Origin of the sequence: Wenxinia marina DSM 24838, from assembly GCF_000379485.1 — a bacterium.
Taxonomy (GTDB): Bacteria; Pseudomonadota; Alphaproteobacteria; order Rhodobacterales; family Rhodobacteraceae; genus Wenxinia; species Wenxinia marina.
In genome coordinates this window covers 83,980-101,684 of record NZ_KB902280.1, presented here as the reverse complement: position 1 = coordinate 101,684, position 17,705 = coordinate 83,980, and the positions used below count along the sequence as shown (strand labels likewise).

General features: G+C 71.9%; 14 protein-coding genes. 8 read left to right on the top strand and 6 right to left on the bottom strand.

Features of this window, described 5'->3' with window-relative positions; translation table 11 throughout:
- Window positions 1–152: 152 nt before the first annotated feature.
- A complete protein-coding gene (gene ychF, locus A37W_RS0105275) occupies window positions 153–1,250 on the bottom strand; it encodes a redox-regulated ATPase YchF (protein WP_026198310.1) in 1,098 nt (365 codons plus the stop codon).
- Between the two features lie 134 nt (window positions 1,251–1,384).
- On the opposite strand from ychF, the gene A37W_RS0105270 reads away from it, so the two are divergent.
- The 3 genes from A37W_RS0105270 (at window position 1,385) to trpA (ending at window position 3,692) form a co-directional block, all read left to right on the top strand.
- Entirely contained in the window at window positions 1,385–1,822 is a 438-nt protein-coding gene (locus A37W_RS0105270; protein ID WP_018301982.1) for a VOC family protein, read from the top strand.
- Window positions 1,823–1,876: 54 nt separating this feature from the next.
- The gene (locus tag A37W_RS0105265; protein WP_026198309.1) at window positions 1,877–2,689 is read left to right on the top strand and encodes an arylamine N-acetyltransferase family protein; all 813 of its coding nucleotides are present in this window, start codon (window positions 1,877–1,879) and stop codon (window positions 2,687–2,689) included.
- A gap of 211 nt (window positions 2,690–2,900) precedes the next feature.
- Window positions 2,901–3,692, top strand: a complete 792-nt coding sequence (gene trpA / locus A37W_RS0105260; RefSeq protein ID WP_018301980.1) for a tryptophan synthase subunit alpha — start codon at window positions 2,901–2,903, stop codon at window positions 3,690–3,692.
- Between the two features lie 19 nt (window positions 3,693–3,711).
- Here trpA and A37W_RS22715 read toward each other — a convergent pair whose 3' ends face one another.
- The gene (locus A37W_RS22715; protein ID WP_018301979.1) at window positions 3,712–4,533 is read right to left on the bottom strand and encodes a pentapeptide repeat-containing protein; all 822 of its coding nucleotides are present in this window, start codon (window positions 4,531–4,533) and stop codon (window positions 3,712–3,714) included.
- A 60-nt stretch (window positions 4,534–4,593) separates the two neighbouring features.
- Window positions 4,594–5,364, bottom strand: coding sequence for a ZIP family metal transporter (locus A37W_RS0105250; RefSeq protein WP_018301978.1), 771 nt, complete (start codon window positions 5,362–5,364; stop codon window positions 4,594–4,596).
- A gap of 127 nt (window positions 5,365–5,491) precedes the next feature.
- Here A37W_RS0105250 and A37W_RS0105245 point away from each other — a divergent pair, with 127 nt between their 5' ends.
- The 5 genes from A37W_RS0105245 (at window position 5,492) to A37W_RS0105225 (ending at window position 11,049) form a co-directional block, all read left to right on the top strand.
- The gene (locus A37W_RS0105245) at window positions 5,492–6,688 is read left to right on the top strand and encodes an alpha-hydroxy acid oxidase (RefSeq protein ID WP_018301977.1); all 1,197 of its coding nucleotides are present in this window, start codon (window positions 5,492–5,494) and stop codon (window positions 6,686–6,688) included.
- Window positions 6,685–7,089, top strand: a complete 405-nt coding sequence (locus A37W_RS0105240) for a GFA family protein (protein ID WP_018301976.1) — start codon at window positions 6,685–6,687, stop codon at window positions 7,087–7,089. The genes A37W_RS0105245 and A37W_RS0105240 overlap by 4 nt, the downstream gene beginning before the upstream one ends.
- A 58-nt stretch (window positions 7,090–7,147) precedes the next feature.
- Window positions 7,148–9,055, top strand: a complete 1,908-nt coding sequence (locus A37W_RS24510; protein ID WP_018301975.1) for an amylosucrase — start codon at window positions 7,148–7,150, stop codon at window positions 9,053–9,055.
- A gap of 485 nt (window positions 9,056–9,540) precedes the next feature.
- The gene (locus A37W_RS0105230; protein WP_018301974.1) at window positions 9,541–10,179 is read left to right on the top strand and encodes a 50S ribosomal protein L25/general stress protein Ctc; all 639 of its coding nucleotides are present in this window, start codon (window positions 9,541–9,543) and stop codon (window positions 10,177–10,179) included.
- A gap of 297 nt (window positions 10,180–10,476) precedes the next feature.
- Window positions 10,477–11,049, top strand: coding sequence for a UbiX family flavin prenyltransferase (locus tag A37W_RS0105225; RefSeq protein ID WP_018301973.1), 573 nt, complete (start codon window positions 10,477–10,479; stop codon window positions 11,047–11,049).
- 3 nt (window positions 11,050–11,052) lie between these two features.
- Here the strand turns inward: A37W_RS0105225 and A37W_RS0105220 are convergent, their stop codons facing one another.
- Genes A37W_RS0105220 through A37W_RS0105210 form a run of 3 tightly spaced genes read right to left on the bottom strand, consistent with a single transcriptional unit; the run spans window position 11,053 to window position 17,696 of the window.
- Window positions 11,053–11,940 carry a transglutaminase domain-containing protein gene (locus tag A37W_RS0105220; protein ID WP_018301972.1) on the bottom strand — a complete coding sequence of 296 codons (888 nt, stop codon included), beginning with the start codon at window positions 11,938–11,940 and terminating at the stop codon, window positions 11,053–11,055.
- Between the two features lie 3 nt (window positions 11,941–11,943).
- Window positions 11,944–14,352: a circularly permuted type 2 ATP-grasp protein gene (locus A37W_RS0105215; protein ID WP_018301971.1), complete on the bottom strand. Its 2,409-nt coding sequence runs from the start codon at window positions 14,350–14,352 to the stop codon at window positions 11,944–11,946.
- A gap of 8 nt (window positions 14,353–14,360) precedes the next feature.
- Window positions 14,361–17,696, bottom strand: coding sequence for a transglutaminase family protein (locus A37W_RS0105210; RefSeq protein ID WP_018301970.1), 3,336 nt, complete (start codon window positions 17,694–17,696; stop codon window positions 14,361–14,363).
- Between the last annotated feature and the right edge of the window lie 9 nt (window positions 17,697–17,705).

The window sequence follows — 17,705 nt, the reverse complement described above, 5'->3', positions numbered from 1 at the left end:
AGCCGGGCGCCGCGGGCCCACCCCGGGGCGCATCCGCCCCTCCCTCTCATCGAGCCACAAGTATCCTCAGGGGGAGTCCGGCCCGACAGGACCGGACGGGGGCGGAACGCCCCCCGAACGCAAGAGAATGCGCCGTCAGGCGCTCCGCCGGATCAGGTGTTGAAGAGGAAGTGCAGGACGTCCCCGTCCTTCACCTCGTACCCCTTGCCCTCGGCGCGCATCTTGCCCGCCTCCTTCGCCGCGCTCTCGCCGCCGAGCGCGACGTAGTCGTCGAACGCGATCGTCTCGGCCCGGATGAACCCCTTCTCGAAGTCGCCGTGGATCACCCCCGCCGCCTGCGGCGCCAGCGTCCCCTTCGCAATCGTCCAGGCCCGCGCCTCCTTCGGCCCCGCGGTGAAGTAGGTCTGCAGGTTCAGCAGCTCGTAGCCGGCGCGGATCAGCCGGTCGAGGCCGGCCTCCTCCAGCCCCATCTCCTCCAGGAACATCTCCTGCTCCTCGGGGTCGAGCTGGGCGATCTCCTCCTCGATCTTCGCCGAGATCACGACGTGGGCATTGCCCTGCGCGGCCGCCATCTCGGCAACTTTCGCCGACTGGCTGTTGCCCGTCGCGGCGGAGCCTTCCTCGACGTTGCAGACGTACAGCACCGGCTTGGCCGTCAGCAGCTGCAGCATCCGCCACGCCCGCCGGTCCTCGTCCGCCACCTGGACCGTCCGCGCCGGACGCCCGGCCTCCAGCGCGGCCTTCGCCGCCTCCAGCAGGCGCTGCTGCTCCACCGCCTCCTTGTCGCCGCCCTTCAGCTTGCGCACGAGGTTCGCCATCCGCCGCTCCACCGATTCGAGGTCGGCGATCATCAGCTCGGTCTCGATCGTTTCGGCGTCCGCCACCGGGTCCACGCGCCCCTCGACGTGGGTCACGTCGCCGTCCTCGAAGCAGCGCAGGACGTGGGCGATGGCGTCGGTCTCGCGGATGTTGGCGAGGAACTGGTTGCCTAGGCCCTCGCCCTTGCTCGCGCCCTTCACCAGCCCCGCGATGTCGACGAAGGTCATCCGCGTCGGAATCACCTGTTTCGACTTCGCGATCTCGGCCAGCCGGTCGAGACGCGCATCCGGCACCGCGACCTCGCCCACGTTCGGCTCGATCGTGCAGAACGGGAAGTTCGCCGCCTGCGCCGCGGCGGTCCTGGTCAGGGCGTTGAACAGCGTGGACTTGCCGACGTTCGGCAGCCCGACGATCCCCATGCGAAAGCCCACGGCACTCTCCTCGCGGCAAAGACCGCGCTCTGGTAGGCTTCCGGCGGACCGAGGGCAAGGCGGCCTTGACGTCCTTCACCCCCAGGTCCACAATTTGAATTGATATCAATATAATTCAGCCCCCGGAGGAGCCGATGCCCACCGCCACGCCCTACCTCTTCTTCAACGGCTCCTGCCGCGAGGCCTTCACCTCCTACGCCGACATCCTGGGCGCCGAAGGCACGCCGGACTTCGCAGGGTTCGACCAGCTGCCCCCGGACGACGAGATGAGCGGCGCTGTCCCGTCGAACGCCGTGATGCACGCCGCGCTGCATCTCGGCGGCGGCAGCTGGATCTACGGCAGCGACGACGTCTCGCCGGACGGCAGCCCGGCGATGGCCGGCTGCAACGTCCATGTCAGCTATCCGACCTACGCCGAGGCCGAAGGCGTGTTCGAGAAGCTGTGGAAAGGCGGCGAGGTCCGCATGCCGTTCAAGGCGGAGTTCTGGACGCCGGGCTTCGGCGCCCTCAGCGACCGCTGGGGCATCCGCTGGATGGTCTCGGTCGATGCGCCGCAGCAGGAGGGCGCATGATGCTGGCCGGCCGGCGCGTGTGCAAGCGCCGGCCCCTCCATCCGACACAGACGAATGGCTGACGTGAGCCCGGACCTTCCCGCCTACCTCGCGCGGATCGGCCACGCCGGCCCGGCGCGGGCCGACCTCCCGACGCTGGAGGCGCTCGCGCTGCTGCACCCGGCCGCCATCGCGTTCGAGAACCTCGACGCGATGGTCGGCCGCGCCCCCTCGCTCGCGCTGCCCGATCTGGAGGCCAAGCTGGTGCGCGGCGGCCGCGGCGGCTGGTGCTTCGAGCAGAACCTGCTGCTGGCCGCCATGCTGCAGGCGCTGGGCTTCGCCGTCCGCCACGTGGCCGCGCGGGTCATGGTCGGCCGTCCGCCCGACGCGCCGCCGGGGCCGCGCAGCCACATGGCGCTGATCGTGGAGACGCCGGACGGCCCGCGGTTGATCGACGTCGGCTTCGGCGGGCGCACGCCCACCGCGCCGCTCGCGCTGACAGATGCGGTGCAGGCGACCCCGCACGAGCCGATGCGCCTCGTCCCCCTGGGCGAGGCGTGGCGGCTGGAGGTGCTGGTCGGCGCCGAGTGGCAGCCGCTCTACCGCTTCGACCTGGCCGAGACGCTGCCGGTCGATCACGAGGCGCCGAACTGGTACCTCGCCACGCACCCCGCCTCGCACTTCCGCGTCCGCCCGGTCGCCGCGCGGCCTCTGCCGGACGGCCGGCGGCTCTCCCTGGCGGGCCGCCGGTTCACCGTCCGGACCGGGGCGCGCGAGGAGGCGTATGTCCTCGCTGACAACGAGCGTGTCGGGATGTGCCTGCATGAGGAGTTCGGCCTCATCCTGCCGGCCGATGCCGCGACATGGGACGCATTGGGGCGCGAGTGACGGAGCGCAGTCCGCCGGGTGGCGGCCCCGGGACAGCTCGCCCGCACCGCCTTTCGTTCGCCCCGGACCTGACCCGGGCCTCTCGCATGGGGAGCGACTGGTCGATCGCGGTCCCGGGCAGGGCAGGGGACGGGCAGGGGCGCCGGCCAACCTTTCCTTGCGTTTCGCGTTCTGCCTTGGCACATCGGCTCGACCAGCCCGGGAGGCCGCCATGACCCGCATCGACGACACCTTCGCCCGGCTGCGGGCCGAGAAGCGCAAGGCGTTCGTGGCCTACGTCATGGCGGGCGATCCGAACTACGAGACGTCGAAGCAGATCGTCCTCGGCCTGCCATCGGCCGGCGTCGACGTGATCGAGCTGGGGCTGCCCTTCACCGACCCGATGGCGGACGGCCCGACGATCCAGCTCGCCGGCGCGCGCGCGCTCGCCGGCGGGCAGACGCTTGAGAAGACGCTCGACATCGCCCGCGCCCTGCGGGCCACCGGCGACCAGACGCCGATCGTCCTGATGGGCTACTACAACCCGATCTATTCCCGCGGCGTCGACCGCTTCCTCTCCGAGGCGAAGGAGGCCGGGATCGACGGCCTGATCGTCGTCGACCTGCCTCCCGAGGAGGACGAGGAGCTGTGCCTGCCGGCGCAGGAGGCGGGCCTCAACTTCATCCGCCTCGCGACGCCGACCACCGACGACCGCCGCCTGCCCAAGGTCCTGACCAACACCACCGGCTTCGTCTACTACGTCTCGATCACCGGCATCACCGGCGCCGCCGCCGCGGAGGCGTCCCAGGTGGCGCCCGAGGTGGCGCGGATCAAGAAGGCCACCGACCTGCCGGTCATCGTCGGCTTCGGCATCCGCACGCCCGAGACGGCGCAGGCGATCGCCGAGGTCGCGGACGGCGCCGTCGTCGGCACCGCCATCGTCGGCAAGATCGCCGAGGGCCGCCCGGTGAACGAAGTGCTGGACTACGTCCGCACCCTCGCCGACGGGGCGCACCGGGGCTGAGGTCCGGGCCGGTCGCCGGTCAGTCGTCTCCGCCGTCGTCGTCCTCCTCATCGTCGTCGTCTTCCGCGGCCGGATCGGCGCAGGCCGGAGGGACGTCCACGCCGGGCGGGAACAGCGTCGCGGCGTCCGTGCAGGCGGCGGCGAGGTCCCCCGTCCGCAGATCGATCGCCCCCCGCAGATCCGCGCCCCTGAGGTCCGTCCCCCGCATCAGCGCCCCCGCGAGCGCGGCTCCCGACAGGTCCGCGTCCCGCAGCACCGCGAAATCTAGGTCGGCGCCGGTCAGGTCCGCTCCCGACAGATCCGCCCCCTCCAGATCGGCGCCCTCCAGATCGGCCCCGGACAGCGCGGCGTCCTCGAGGTCGATCCCGCTCATCTGAAGGTCGGAGAGGTCCGCGCGCGTGAGGTCGATGCCCTCCATCTCGCCCGCGAACTCGTCCAGGCGGCCGATGGCGGCGAGAAAGCGCACGACGCGGCCGGCCTGCTCGGGCGGCAGCAGGGACAGGACAGCCACCGTCTGCGCGCGTCCCGCCGCGCGCGCCGTCTCCGGCGCCTCGGCGAGGGCCGGATCGACGAGAAGCGCGGTGACCCGGTCGACATAGGCGACGAAGATCTCCTCGTTCGCCCGCCGCTCGGACAGCACGAACTGCAGCGCGCCGAAGCCGGCGGCGGCGGCGGCGACCGCGCCGGGGCTGAGGATCAGGCCGAGCCAGTCCCAGAGCGTCCGCCCCTCGAACCCCATCCAGCGCGGACGGGCCAGCCGCCAGAAGGCGGCCGCCATCACCGCCACCAGGACGAAGGCGATCGCGCTGGCGGTCAGGCTGAGGACGAGGGGGTTGGACATGGCGCGGCTCCCGTGGCTGCCATCGAACCCGCCCCGGCGCGCGGGATCAACCCGGAGCGCCTATCCCAGCGTCACGTCGAGGATCATCATCACGATCAGCCCGACGATCAGGCCCGCCGTGGCACGGTGCTGGTGGCCGTTGCGGTGGGTCTCGGGCACGATCTCGTGGCTGATGATGTAGAGCATGGCGCCCGCGGCGAAGGTCAGGCCCCAGGGCAGCAGGGAGTGCGACACCGACACCAGCGAGGCGCCGACGAAGGCGCCGACGGGCTCGGCCGCGCCCGAGCCGAGGGCGGTCAGGAACGCGGTCCGCCGCGGATAGCCCAGGCCGACGACGGCGACGGCCACCGCCAGCCCCTCGGGGATGTCCTGGATCGAGATGCCGGTCATCACGGACAGCCCGCCGGCCCGGCCCTCGCCGAAGGCGACGCCGATCGACAGGCCCTCGGGGAAGTTGTGGATGGTGATCGCAATCACGAACAGCCAGATCCGCGCGATCTGTGCGGCGTCGCGGCCCTCGGGGCCGGAACGGAAATGCTCGTGCGGGATCGTCGCATTCAGCCAGGCGACGAAGCCGGCGCCGAGGGCGATCCCGGCCCCGGCGATCAGCGCGGCGACGACCTCGGACCCCGTCCGTTCGGTCGAGACCTCGATTCCCGGCAGGATCAGCGAGAAGTAGGCGGCCGACAGCATCACCCCGGCGGCGAAGCCGAGCATCGTGTCGCTCGCCCGCTGGCTGAGCGAGCGGCCGATCACCGCGGGGATCGCGCCCAGCGTCGTCGCCGCCATCGCGACGAACCCGCCGAAGGTGCCCCAGAGTATCGTCTCCATGTCCGCCGCCGTTCCTTCGCCAGGCTGCGGACCCTAGCGCCGGGCGGGGGCGGCGCAACCCGCCGCATTGCCACTCCGCGGGCGCGTTGCTAGGATGGATGAGAGCTGTGGCGGAGGACCCGGCGGGATGGCCGTCATAACCTGCATCGACGATCTCAAGCGCCTGCACCGCCGGCGCACACCGAGGATGTTCTACGACTACTGCGAAAGCGGCAGCTACACGGAACAGACCTTCCGCGAGAACACCAGCGACTTCGACCGGATCCGCCTGCGCCAGCGGGTGGCCGTGGACATGTCGGGACGCTCCCTCGCCGGGAGCATGGCGGGCGAGCCGGTGTCGATGCCGGTGGCGCTGGCGCCCGTGGGCATGTGCGGGATGCAGCGCGCCGACGGCGAGATCAAGGCGGCCCGCGCCGCCAAGGCGTTCGGCGTGCCGTTCACGCTCTCCACCATGTCGATCTGCTCGATCGAGGACGTGGCCGAGGCGACGCAGGCGCCGTTCTGGTTCCAGCTCTACGTGATGCGGGACGAGGAGTTCGTGGACGACATCCTCGCCCGCGCCAGGGCGGCGGGCGTGTCGGCGCTGGTGCTGACGCTGGACCTGCAGATCCTCGGCCAGCGGCACAAGGATCTCAAGAACGACCTCACCGCCCCGCCGCGGCTGACGCTGAAGAACATCGCCGACATGGCGATCCCGACGCGCTGGCCCTGGGGGATCGAGATGCTGCAGACGAAGCGGCGCACGTTCGGCAACATCGTCGGCCACGCGAAGAACGTCGACGATATCCGCTCCTTGATGAGCTGGACGGCCGAGCAGTTCGACCCGAGGCTCGACTGGGACAAGGTGGCGCGGCTGCGCGACAAGTGGGGCGGCAAGCTGATCCTGAAGGGCGTGCTCGACCCCGACGACGCCCGCAAATGCGCCGAACTCGGCTGCGACGCGATGATCGTGTCGAACCACGGCGGTCGGCAGCTGGACGGCGCGCTGTCCTCGATCCGGATGCTGCCGTCGATCCTGCGGGCGGTCGGCGGGCGCTCCGAGGTCTGGCTCGACAGCGGCATCCGCTCGGGACAGGACGTGCTGAAGGCGCTGGCGATGGGCGCGACCGGCACGATGATCGGCCGCAGCTACATCTACGGCCTCGGCGCGATGGGCGAGGCGGGGGTGACAAGGGCGCTGGAGGTGATCCGCCGCGAGCTCGACATCACGATGGCGCTGTGCGGCGAGCGGGACGTGAAGAACCTCGGCCGGCACAACCTGCTGATCCCCGACGATTTCGAGGGGCGCTGGGCGACGGAGCCCCTGCGGGCGGCGGCGGAGTGAGCGGGCGCCTCGCCGGCGGATGCCTGTGCGGGGCCTGCCGCTACGAGGTCGAGGACGCGTTCCGCTACGCCCTCATCTGCCACTGCCAGCAATGCCGCCGGGCGACCGGGGCCGCGAACAAGCCGTTCGGCGGGATCGAGATCGGCCGGCTGACCGACCTGTCGCCGCCGGGCGCGCAGCTGATCCACGGCGACCCCGCCGGCGCGCACGACGTGCGCTGCCGCAGCTGCGGCTCGCTCCTGTGGTCCGTGGTGCGCGAGGGGCAATGGGCGCACGTCGCTTACGGCACGCTCGCGGACGCGCCGTCGCTGACGCCGCAGGCCCACATCTTCGCCACGTCGAAGGCCCCGTGGGAGGTGCTGCCCGAGGACGGCCTGCCGCGCCACGCCGCCTACGGCTGATCCTTGCGGCCCGTCCGGGGCGCGGGCAGAGTCGCGGCACGCAAGCGGAGGGGACGGCATGGCGAAGGCGAGCACGCGCACGGCGAAGACCGCTCCGGACGATCTGTTCGAGCTGCGCTGGACCCGGGGGCGGCGCGACCTGATCGGCCCGCTGTCGAAGCTGTACGGCGCCGCTGCGCTGGACGGGCTTCTCGCCGACCTCAAGACCCTCCTCGCCCGGCACTCCGCCGAACGTCCGGACGACCTGCGCCGGCTGGACCTCCTGCGCGACGTCGATCCCGACTGGTTCCTCGGGCCGGAGATGGTGGGCTACGTCTTCTACGTCGACCGCTTCGCCGGCCGGCTGAAGGACGTGCCGAAGCGCATCCCCTACCTGACCGACCTCGGCGTCACCTACGCCCACATGATGCCGCTCCTGAAGCCGCGCTCCGGCCAGTCCGACGGCGGCTACGCGGTGATGGACTACCGCGCCATCGACCCGAAACTCGGCACGATGAAGGACTTCGAGGCGGTCTGCCGCGCCTTCCGCGAGGCCGGGATCAGCCCCTGCATCGACATGGTGCTGAACCATACGGCGAAGGAGCACGAGTGGGCCGAGAAGGCGAAGGCGGGCGATCCGCGCTACCAGGCCTTCTACCGGATGTACGACACCGACGACGTGCCGAAGCAGTACGAGCAGACCCTGCTGGAAATCTTCCCCGACCAGGCGCCCGGCAACTTCACCTTCTACCCCGACCTCGGCAAATGGGTCTGGACCACCTTCAACGAGTACCAGTGGGACCTGAACTGGGAGAATCCGGAGGTCTTCCTCGCCGTCCTCGACACGATCCTGCACCTCGCCAACAAGGGGGTGGAGGTGTTCCGCCTCGACGCCGTCGCCTTCATGTGGAAACGCCTCGGCACCCAGTGCCAGAACCTGCCGGAGGTGCACGACATCCTGCAGGCGCTGACCCAGGCGACCCGCGTCGCCGCGCCGGGCGTGATCCACAAGGCCGAGGCGATCGTGGGGCCGCGGGATCTGGTGCCGTATCTCGGCGTCGGAAGCCATGCCGGGCGCGAGAGCAACCTCGCCTACCACAACAACCTGATGGTGCAGTTCTGGTCCTCGCTGGCGTCGCGGGACACCCGGCTGATGACCCACGTCCTGCGGACGCACTTCCCCGAAAGCTTCCGCCGGGCCTGCTGGGCCACCTACATCCGCTGCCACGACGACATCGGCTGGGCGATCACCGAGGAGGACGCGGCGGCGATCCCGCACATGTCGGGGCCGGGGCACCGCACCTTCCTCGCCGACTTCTACAACGGCAGCTTCCCCGGCAGCTTCGCCCGCGGCGCCGACTTCCAGTCCAACCCCGAGACCGGGGACCGGCGGACCAACGGCAGCTTCGCCTCGCTCGCGGGGCTGGAGGCGGCGCTGGCCTCGGGGGACGAGGCGGAGGTGGATCTGGCGATCGAGCGCATCCTGCTGGGGCACGCGCTGATCGCGGGGTTCGGGGGGATACCGCTGATCTACATGGGCGATGAGATCGGGCTGTTGAACGATCATTCCTACGCGGAGGATCTGGACCTCGCGGCGGACGGGCGGTGGATGCACCGGCCGCGGATGGACTGGAACGCGGTGAAGCGGCTGGGCAAGGGCACGTCGCCGGCGGCGCGGCTGCACGCAGGGACGAAGCTCATCCTCGCCGTGCGCAAGGCGACGACGCAGCTGGCGTCCGGCCTGCCGACGCGGGTCCTCGACCTCGGCCACCCGTCGCTGTTCGCGGTGGAGCGCGAGGGCGAGGCCCGGCCGGTCCTGTGTCTCTACAACTTCGAGCCGCGGGCGCAGGACGTCCCGCCCTGGGCGCTGGGGCTGGCGCCGGAGGAGACCTACGAGGACCTGTTGGCCGGCGCCCCGCTGGCGGTGAGCCACGGCACGGTCCGGGTGCCGCCCTACGGGCGGATGTGGCTGCGGGCGATGCGGTAGGAAGCGGGGCCTTGCGCTGCCGTGCGTCGTCCAGCGGGCGGCGTCCGCGCTGCCGTAGCTCGACCGGAGGGCGGCGTCTGGCCGCGGACGGACGCTCCGACGCCGCGGTGGACGCGGTTTATCTCGCCACCCCCGAATACCCTCGGCCGTCTCGCAGGTGGTGAGGAAGCGTCTGGCCGGGGGGTGGCCAGACGCTGCCCGGGCCGCTGAAGCGGCCGATTCCGGGCGGGGCGGGTGGCGAAACCTGTCGCATCGGAACGCCCGCCCCGGCCGTGAGCCGGGGCCTCTTTCGACTGAAGCGCTCGTTCGCCGCGGGGCCCCGGCCCAGGGCCGGGGCGGGTGCTCTTGCTCTCGGACGCTGCATCACCGCCGCGGCGGGGCGCACGTCCCCCCTTTCCAAACACCGGATTCCCCCCTATAGGCCCGGGCTTCCACCCGGTCCCACACCCTTGGAGGGGGGCCGACCAACGCAAAGGATAACCGACATGGCACGCGAGATCCCGGATCTTGTCGCCGAGGTCCGGACGGGGACAGGCAAGGGGGCCGCCCGTCAAGCCCGCCGCGAGGGCAAGGTACCCGGCATCGTCTACGGCGGCGGCAACGACCCGCTTCCGATCAACCTCGACTTCAACAAGCTGCTGGCGCGCCTGCGCCAGGGCCGCTTCCTGTCGACGCTGTTCAACCTCAAGGTCGACGGCCAGGACGATGTCCGGGTCATCTGCCGCGGCGTGCAGCGCGACGTGGTCAAGGACCTGCCGACGCACGTCGATTTCATGCGCCTGCGCCGCACCAGCCGCGTGAACATCTTCGTCCACGTCGAGTTCGAGAACCACAAGGCCAGCCCGGGCATCAAGCGCGGCGGCGTCCTCACCGTGGTCCGCCCCGAGGTGGAGCTGTCGGTGATCGCCGGCGACATCCCCGAGCAGATCGTGGTCGACCTGACCGGCAAGGAAGTCGGCGACGTCATCCACATCCAGGACGTGACGCTGCCCGAGGGCGCGAAGCCGACCGTCGACCGGAACTTCGTGATCGCCAACATCTCGGCCCCGTCGGGCCTCCGCGGCGCCGCCGCGGCGGGTGACGAGGGCGACGCCGAAGAGGCGGAGACCGAAGAAGAGGCGTGAGCCTTTCCGTCCCCTGCGGACGCGCGCGGGGCCCTTCGGGGCCCCGCTGTCGTATCAAGGCCGGCCGCTTCGCCCCGCTGCGCGCCGACGGATCGACGTCCTCGCTGGACCTGCCTCCACCCGTCGGGCAGACAGGGCGCGAGGGAGGCGGCGCATGATCGAGACATCGCAGACCGGACCCGGCCGCCACGCCTGCGGCCCGCGCGCCCCCGGGCGACGCCGCGGTCCGCCTCCGGCCCTTTCGCCTCGCGGCTGCGACGTCGCAGCCGCACCTCGGCCGCTTCACGAGGCCGCCCGATGACCGCCCGCCGCCGCATCGTCATCGCGATCACCGGCGCGTCGGGCGTGATCTACGGCATTCGCGCGCTGCAGCTGCTCAAGGACGTGCCCGACATCGAAACCCACGGCATCCTCTCGCCCTCCGCCCTGCGCACTGCGCAGGACGAGGTGGAGATGGACGCCGAGGAGATGAAGGCGCTGCCGGACGTCCTGTACAGCCACCGTGACATCGGCGCGGCGCTGTCGTCGGGCTCGTTCCGCACGATCGGGATGCTGGTCGCGCCCTGCTCGGTCAAGACGCTGTCCAACATCGCCACCTCGAACGCGGGCGAGCTGATCCCCCGCGCCGCCGACGTGTGCCTCAAGGAGCGGCGGCGCCTCGTCCTGATGCTGCGCGAGACGCCGTTCCATGCCGGGCACATCGCGCTGATGGACCAGGCGACGCGGGCGGGTGCGATCATCATGCCGCCGGTGCCGGCCTTCTACAGCAAGCCCCGCTCGCTGATGGAGATGGTCGATCAGTCGGTCGGCCGCGCCCTCGACCTGTTCGACATCCACCTCCCCCACGTCCGGCGCTGGACCGAGGACTGAGCCTCAGCCGACCGGCACCACGTCCACCCGGTGCTCCGTCGTGTGCGTCCCGGCCGAGCGAAGCGTTCCCCGGACCGGGGAGACGTCGGAATAATCCCGCCCCACGGCGACCGCGACGTGATCCACCCCAGCCAGCATGTCGTTCGTGGGGTCGATCTCGACCCAGCCCGTCTCGGCCCCGCACCAGGCCCGCACCCAGGCGTGCATCGCGTCCGTCCCCTCCAGCCGCGGCTGGCCGGGCGGCGGGTCGGTCCGCAGGAAGCCCGAGACGTAGCCCGCCGGCACGCCGATCCCCCGCAGGCCGGCGATCATGACGTGGCTGATGTCCTGGCAGACGCCGCGGCGGTTGCGGAACGCCTCGGCCGGGTCGGTGGTGACGTCGGTCGCCTCGGGATCGAAGGTGAACTCGCCGTGCAGCGCAGCGGAGAGCGCCCGCACCGCCGCGAGGGTCGAGCCGCTTTCCACGGTCGCGGCGCGGGCGAAGGCCGCGATCTCCGGCACCGGGACGACGCGCGGCGAGGTGCCGATGAAATGCTGCGGCGACAGCGGGTGCAGGCTCTGCGCCGCGGCCAGCTCGGACGCCAGCTGCGACAGGCCGCACGACAGGTCGAGCCCGTCGTCGGGCCGCTGCCGCCGCACCCGGCCGTCGAACCGGAACTCCACCTCCTCCAGCGCCGTGTCGTATCCGATCTCGACCGTGGCGTTGCCCCAGAAGTCGCGCCCGTCCCGCCGCACCGCCGGCCCCGGCCGCGCGTCGACGAAGCCGGTGACAAGCTGCTGGCCGGGCCCCGTCAGCGGCAGCATCCGCAGCACCGCGCGGCTCGCGGCGGCGGGCGCGTCGTAGGCGTAGGCGATGCGCAGGCTGATGTCGTAGAGCGTCGCGTGGTCCATCGGTCAGCCCAGGTGGCGCAGGGTCAGCAGGTCCGAGATCGCGGCGATCCCGGCCGCCATCTCCTGCAGCCGGTCGCCGTCGAGTTCCACGGGACGCGCGACGGCGAGGTCGGTGCGCAGGCGCAGGATCCGCCGCCCCGCCTCGCTCAGCTGGCCGGGCGCGTCGGCGGTCGGCAGCAGGCGTTCCTGCTCGGCCAGGACGTCGGCCTGGAACATCAGCGAGCGGGGGTTGCCGCCGTCGAGGGCGAGGAGGTCGATCACCGTCTCGCGCGTGGTGCCGACGGCGTAGCGGCGGCGGTGGGCGAAGACGCTGTCGCCGACCTCGATCGCGACGTCCATCGCGCCGTCCGGCGCGTCGGGGTCGGCGAAGACCGCCAGCAGGTGCGCGGTGTGCGCCGCCCGCTCCAGCGCCCGGCCCATCGTCAGGAAGCGCCAGCCGGTGAAGCGGAACATGTTCTCGTGCACCAGCCCCGAGAAGCCGGCGAGCTTGCGCAGAAGGACGCTCATCGCGCGCGCCGCGTCGTCCCCGCACTCGATCCGCCCGGCGAAGGCACGGGCGGTGCCGGCGACGTCGTTCAGGGCGTTCCACCCATCCACGGAGAAGCGGTCGCGCACCTTCGCCGCGCAGCCCCGGCTGGCGTCGAACAGCGTCAGCAACCCCTCGGGCAGCGGCTCGTCCGGGTCGAGGCCGAGGGCGTCGAGCGTCTCCGCCAGGTGGTCGAGGAGCGGCCCCGTCCGACGCCCCGCCTCGTCGAGGCGCAGGTGATAGGCGCGCAGCAGCCGCACGCCGTTCTCCACCCGCTCGACGTAGCGGCCGAGCCAGAACAGGTTCTCGGCCGCGCGGGCGGGCAGCAGGCCCGGCATCCGCCGCAGCGCCCCGTCGCCCGCCGCAGCAGTGAGCGTGTCGGTCTTCACCGCGCTGTCGCTGACCACCCAGACGTCCGCGACCGACCCGCCCGCCTGCAGGGCAAGCGCCGTGGGATCGACGCCGCCGCCGATCCGGGCGTAGCCGCCGGGCATGACGGCCCAGCCGTCGCGCGTGCGGGCGGCGAAGACGCGGACCACCATCGGCCGCGGCACCAGCCGCCCGTCCTCCATCGCCGGGGTCGTGGACAGCGTCACCGATTCCTGCCCGACCAGCCGCGCCCCCTCCGCCTCCAGCCAGTCGCCGATGGAGCCTGTCGCCCCGCCGCGGACCTTGCCGCCGAGGATCGTCGTCGCCTCGCCGTCGAACGGCAGGCGCGTCGTCAGCGCCGGGCCGATCATCATCCGGTCGAGGTTGTCGCGGACGTACTGCCGCTCCGCCGGCTGGCCGCACCACCAGGTCGCGATGTTCGGCAGGCGCAGCGGCTCGCCCAGCAGCCGCTCGCTGATGCGGGGCAGGAAGGCCAGCAGCGCCCGCGATTCAAGCACGCCGGAGCCGAGGCAGTTCGCCATCGTCACCGCGCCCGACCGCAGCGCCGAGACCAGCGCCGGCGTGCCGAGCGTCGAGCCCTCGTCCAGCTCCAGCGGGTCGCAGAAGCGCGAGTCCAGCCGACGCCAGACCACGCTGATCGGCTCCGGCCGGTTGATCGTCTGAACCGCGAGCCGGCCGTCGCTGACCGTGAGGTCCGCACCCTCCAGCAGCATGAAGCCGAGGTAGCGGGCGATGTAGGCGTGCTCGTAGTAGGTGTCCGTGTGCTGGCCCGGCGTCAGGATCGCGACCCGCCCGCCGGTGTCGTCCCGCAGGTCGTTCAGCCCGTCGCGGAAGGCGCGGAAGAAGCCGGCCAACCGCTCCACGTTCGCGGCCGGAAACAGGTCGGGAAAGACCCGGCTCGTCGCCATCCGGTTCTCCAGCGCGAAGCCGGCCCCCGAGGGCGCCTGCGCCCGGTCGCCGAGGACGAACCACGACCCGTCGGGCGAGCGGCCGATCTCGAACGCCAGGAAGTGCAGGTGGTGCCCGGACCGCGGCCTGATGCCCACCAGGGGGCGCAGCCATTCCGGATTGCCCGCCACCAGCTCCGCGGGCAGGTAGCCGTCTGACACCAGCCGCCCCTCGCCGTAGAGGTCCGCCATCACCCGCTCCAGCAGGTCGGCGCGCTGGGCGATCCCGTCGGAGAGGCGCATCCACTCCTCGGACGAGATCATCACCGGCAGCGGGCTCAGCGGCCAGTCGCGGTCGGTCGCCGTGGCCGCGCCCGTGCCGTACTGGCGGAAGTAGACGCCGGCGTCCCGCAGGTACTGCTCGCCACGGGCGAAGCGCTGGCGCAGGCCGTCGGCGCTCTCCCCCGCCAGCAGCTCCAGCAGGGGCCGCCAGACCGGCCGGACCGAGCCGTCGGGCCGCAGCAACTCGTCCGCGACGCCGCGGGGCGGGCGGTAGCCGGTCAGCAGCGCCGACAGGTCGGGCAGGGCGCGGGCGGCGGGGTCGGGCATGGGCGGCGTCAGACCCCCGGGGCGCGGCGCAGGTCGAGCGTCATCGGAAACTCCGGATGCGGCACCTCGGGCTGCGAGCGGTAGCGGCCGGGCGTGTGGCCCATCTTCTCGAACCGCGCCAGCCGCCGCGCCTCGGCCTCGTTGCCGTTCACCGGGAACGTCTCGTAATTGCGCCCGCCGGGGTGGGCGACGTGGTAGATACAGCCCCCCAGCGCGCGGCCGGTCCAGGTGTCGAAGATGTCGAAGGTCAGCGGCGCGTTCACCGGCAGCACCGGGTGCAGCGCCTCCGCCGGCTGCCACGCCTTGAAGCGGACGCCGCCGACCCGGACGCCGCTGGTGCCCGCGTCCGCCAGCGGCACCAGCCGGCCGTTGCAGGCCACCGCAAAGCGGCCGGGGTCGGTCGTCGTCAGCTTCACCTGCATCCGCTCGACACTGCTGTCGGTGTAGCGCACGGTGCCGCCGATCGCGCCGCGCTCGCCGAGGACGTGCCACGGCTCCAGCGCCTGCCGCAGCTCCAGATGGACGCCGTCGTACTCCACCTCGCCGCAGAACGGGAAGCGGAACTCGGCTTGCGCCTCGTACCATTCGGGCCGCACCGGAAAGCCGTGGTCGGAGAGGTCGCGCAGCACGTCCAGGAAGTCGGCCCAGACGAAATGCGGCAGCATGAACCGGTCGTGCAGGGTCGTCCCCCAGCGCACCGGCCGGCCCTTCAGCGGGCTCTGCCAGAACCGCGCCAGCAGCGCCCGGATCAGCACCTGCTGCGCGAGGCTCATCTTGGCGTCGGGCGGCATCTCGAAGCCGCGGAACTCCACGAGGCCGAGGCGGCCGGTCGGTCCGTCGGGCGAGAACAGCTTGTCGATGCAGATCTCCGCCCGGTGGGTGTTGCCGGTGACGTCGATCAGGATGTTCCGCAGCAGGCGGTCCACCAGCCACGGCAGGGGCGGCGGCGCCTCCTCGGGGTCGGGGATCTGCGCCAGGGCGATCTCCAGCTCGTACAGCGTGTCGTGCCGCGCCTCGTCGATCCGCGGCGCCTGGCTCGTCGGGCCGATGAACAGGCCCGAGAACAGGTAGGACAGCGACGGATGCCGCTGCCAGTGCAGGATGAGCGAGCGCAGGAGGTCCGGCCGCCGCAGGAACGGGCTGTCGTCCGGCGTCTGGCCGCCGACGACGACGTGGTTGCCGCCGCCGGTGCCGGTGTGCCGGCCGTCGATCATGAACTTGTCCGCGCCGAGGCGGGTCTGCCGCGCGTCGTCGTAGACGCCGAAGGTGATGGCCTTGCAGTCGTCCCAGGAGTGCGCCGGCTGCACGTTCACCTCGATCACGCCGGGGTCCGGCGCGACGCGGATGACGTTCAGGCGCGGGTCCTGCGGCGGGGCGTAGCCCTCGATATGCACGGGCAGCTTCAGCTCGGCCGCGGCCGCCTCGGCCACCGACAGGAGCTCCAGGTAATCCTCCAGCGCCTCCACCGGCGGCATGAAGACGCAGAGCCGCCCGTCCCGCGGCTCGACGCTCATCGCCGTGCGGACCGCGCCGCCGACGGGACCGAGCTCCTGCTCGATCACGTCCTGCACCGGGCCGGAGGCCACCGGCTCGGTCACCGGCTGCTGCCGCTCGGGCGTCGGCTCGGGCGCGTCGGGCGGGGCGAAGTCGGGCAGGGGGCCGCGTGGGACGGAGGGGTCGGTGACGTGGATGTAGGGGAACTGCGACGGCGGAACGTGGGGGAGGGAGCCGAGCGGGATGCGGTAGCCGACCGGGCTGTCGCCGGGGACGAGGAAGACCTTGCCGCGCCGCAGGGTCCACTTCTCGGACTTCCAGCGATGGCCCGCCGCCTGCGCCTGCCAGCGCTGCACCGGCAGGACGTAGCCCGACGGCTCGGTCAGGCCGCGCTCGAACACGCGGGCGATGCGGTGGCGCTCCTCGGGGTCCCTCAGCTTCGAGTTTTCCGGGCTGACGTTCTCTGGCAGGCCCGCTTCCTTCAGCACCCACTCCGCCGGGTCCTCGTATGCCGGTACCACGTGGTCGCCGCCGACGCCGAGGCCCTCGGCGATCCGCCCCAGCAGGCGTTCGGCATCCTCCGCCGTCGCGCCCGTCTCCTGCGCCTCACCCGCGACCAGCGCCTCGTCGCGCCAGATCGGCTTGCCGTCCCGGCGCCAGTAGAGGGAGAACGTCCAGCGCGGCAGCGTCTCGCCCGGATACCACTTGCCCTGCCCGTAATGCAGGAACCCGCCTGGCGCGAAACGGTCGCGCAGGCGCCGGATCAGCTGGTCCGCCAGCCCCCGCTTCGTCTGCCCGACGGCGGCGGTGTTCCACTCCGCGCTCTCGAAATCGTCGATGGAGACGAAGGTCGGCTCGCCGCCCATCGTCAGCCGCATGTCGGCGGCGGCGATGGCCTCGTCGACCTTGCGGCCCAGCGCGTCCAGCGCCTCCCAGCTCTCCTCCGGGAAGGGCTTGGTAATCCGTGGATGCTCCGCCGTCCGAGTCACCTGCATGTCGAAGTGGAAATCGACCTCGGCGTAGCTCGCCATGCCCACGACGGGGGCGGCGTTGCGGTAGTGCGGCGTCGCGGCCAGCGGGATGTGGCTCTCGCCCGTCAGCAGTCCGGAGGTGGGGTCGAGGCCGATCCAGCCGGCGCCGGGCAGGTAGACCTCCGCCCAGGCATGCAGGTCGGTGAAGTCGTGGTCCGTCCCCGCCGGCCCGTCGAGGCTCACGAGGTCGGGCTTCAGCTGGATCAGGTAGCCCGACACGAAGCGCACGGCGAAGCCGAGGTGGCGGAGGACCTGTACCAGCAGCCACGACGTGTCCCGGCATGAGCCGCGCGCCGACCCCAGCGTCTCCTCCGGCGTCTGCACGCCCGGTTCCAGCCGCACGACGTAGTCGATCTCGCGCTGCAGCCGGGCGTTGAGATCCACGAGGAAATCGACGGTCCCGGTCGTCTCGCGCGGCACCGTGGCCAGGAAGGCCGAGAGCAGCGGGCCGGCCGCCTCGGGCGTCATGTAGATCGACAGATCCTCGCGGAACTCCTCGGGGTAGCCGAAGGGCCACTCCTGCGCGCTCTCCTCCGTGAAGAAGTCGAACGGGTTGTAGACGGTCATGTCCGCGACGAGGTCCACCTCGATGCGGAACTCCGTTACCGGCTCGGGAAAGACGAACCGCGCCAGCCAGTTGCCGTAGGGGTCCTGCTGATGGTTCACGAAATGACCGGCGGGCGAGACCTTGAGCGAATGCGAGATCACCCGCGTCCGGCTGTGCGGGGCCGGGCGCAGGCGGATGATCTGCGGGCCCAGCGTCACCGGCCGGTCGTACTTGTAGTGCGTCAGGTGGGTGATGCTCGCCGTGATCGCCATGAGGCCCCC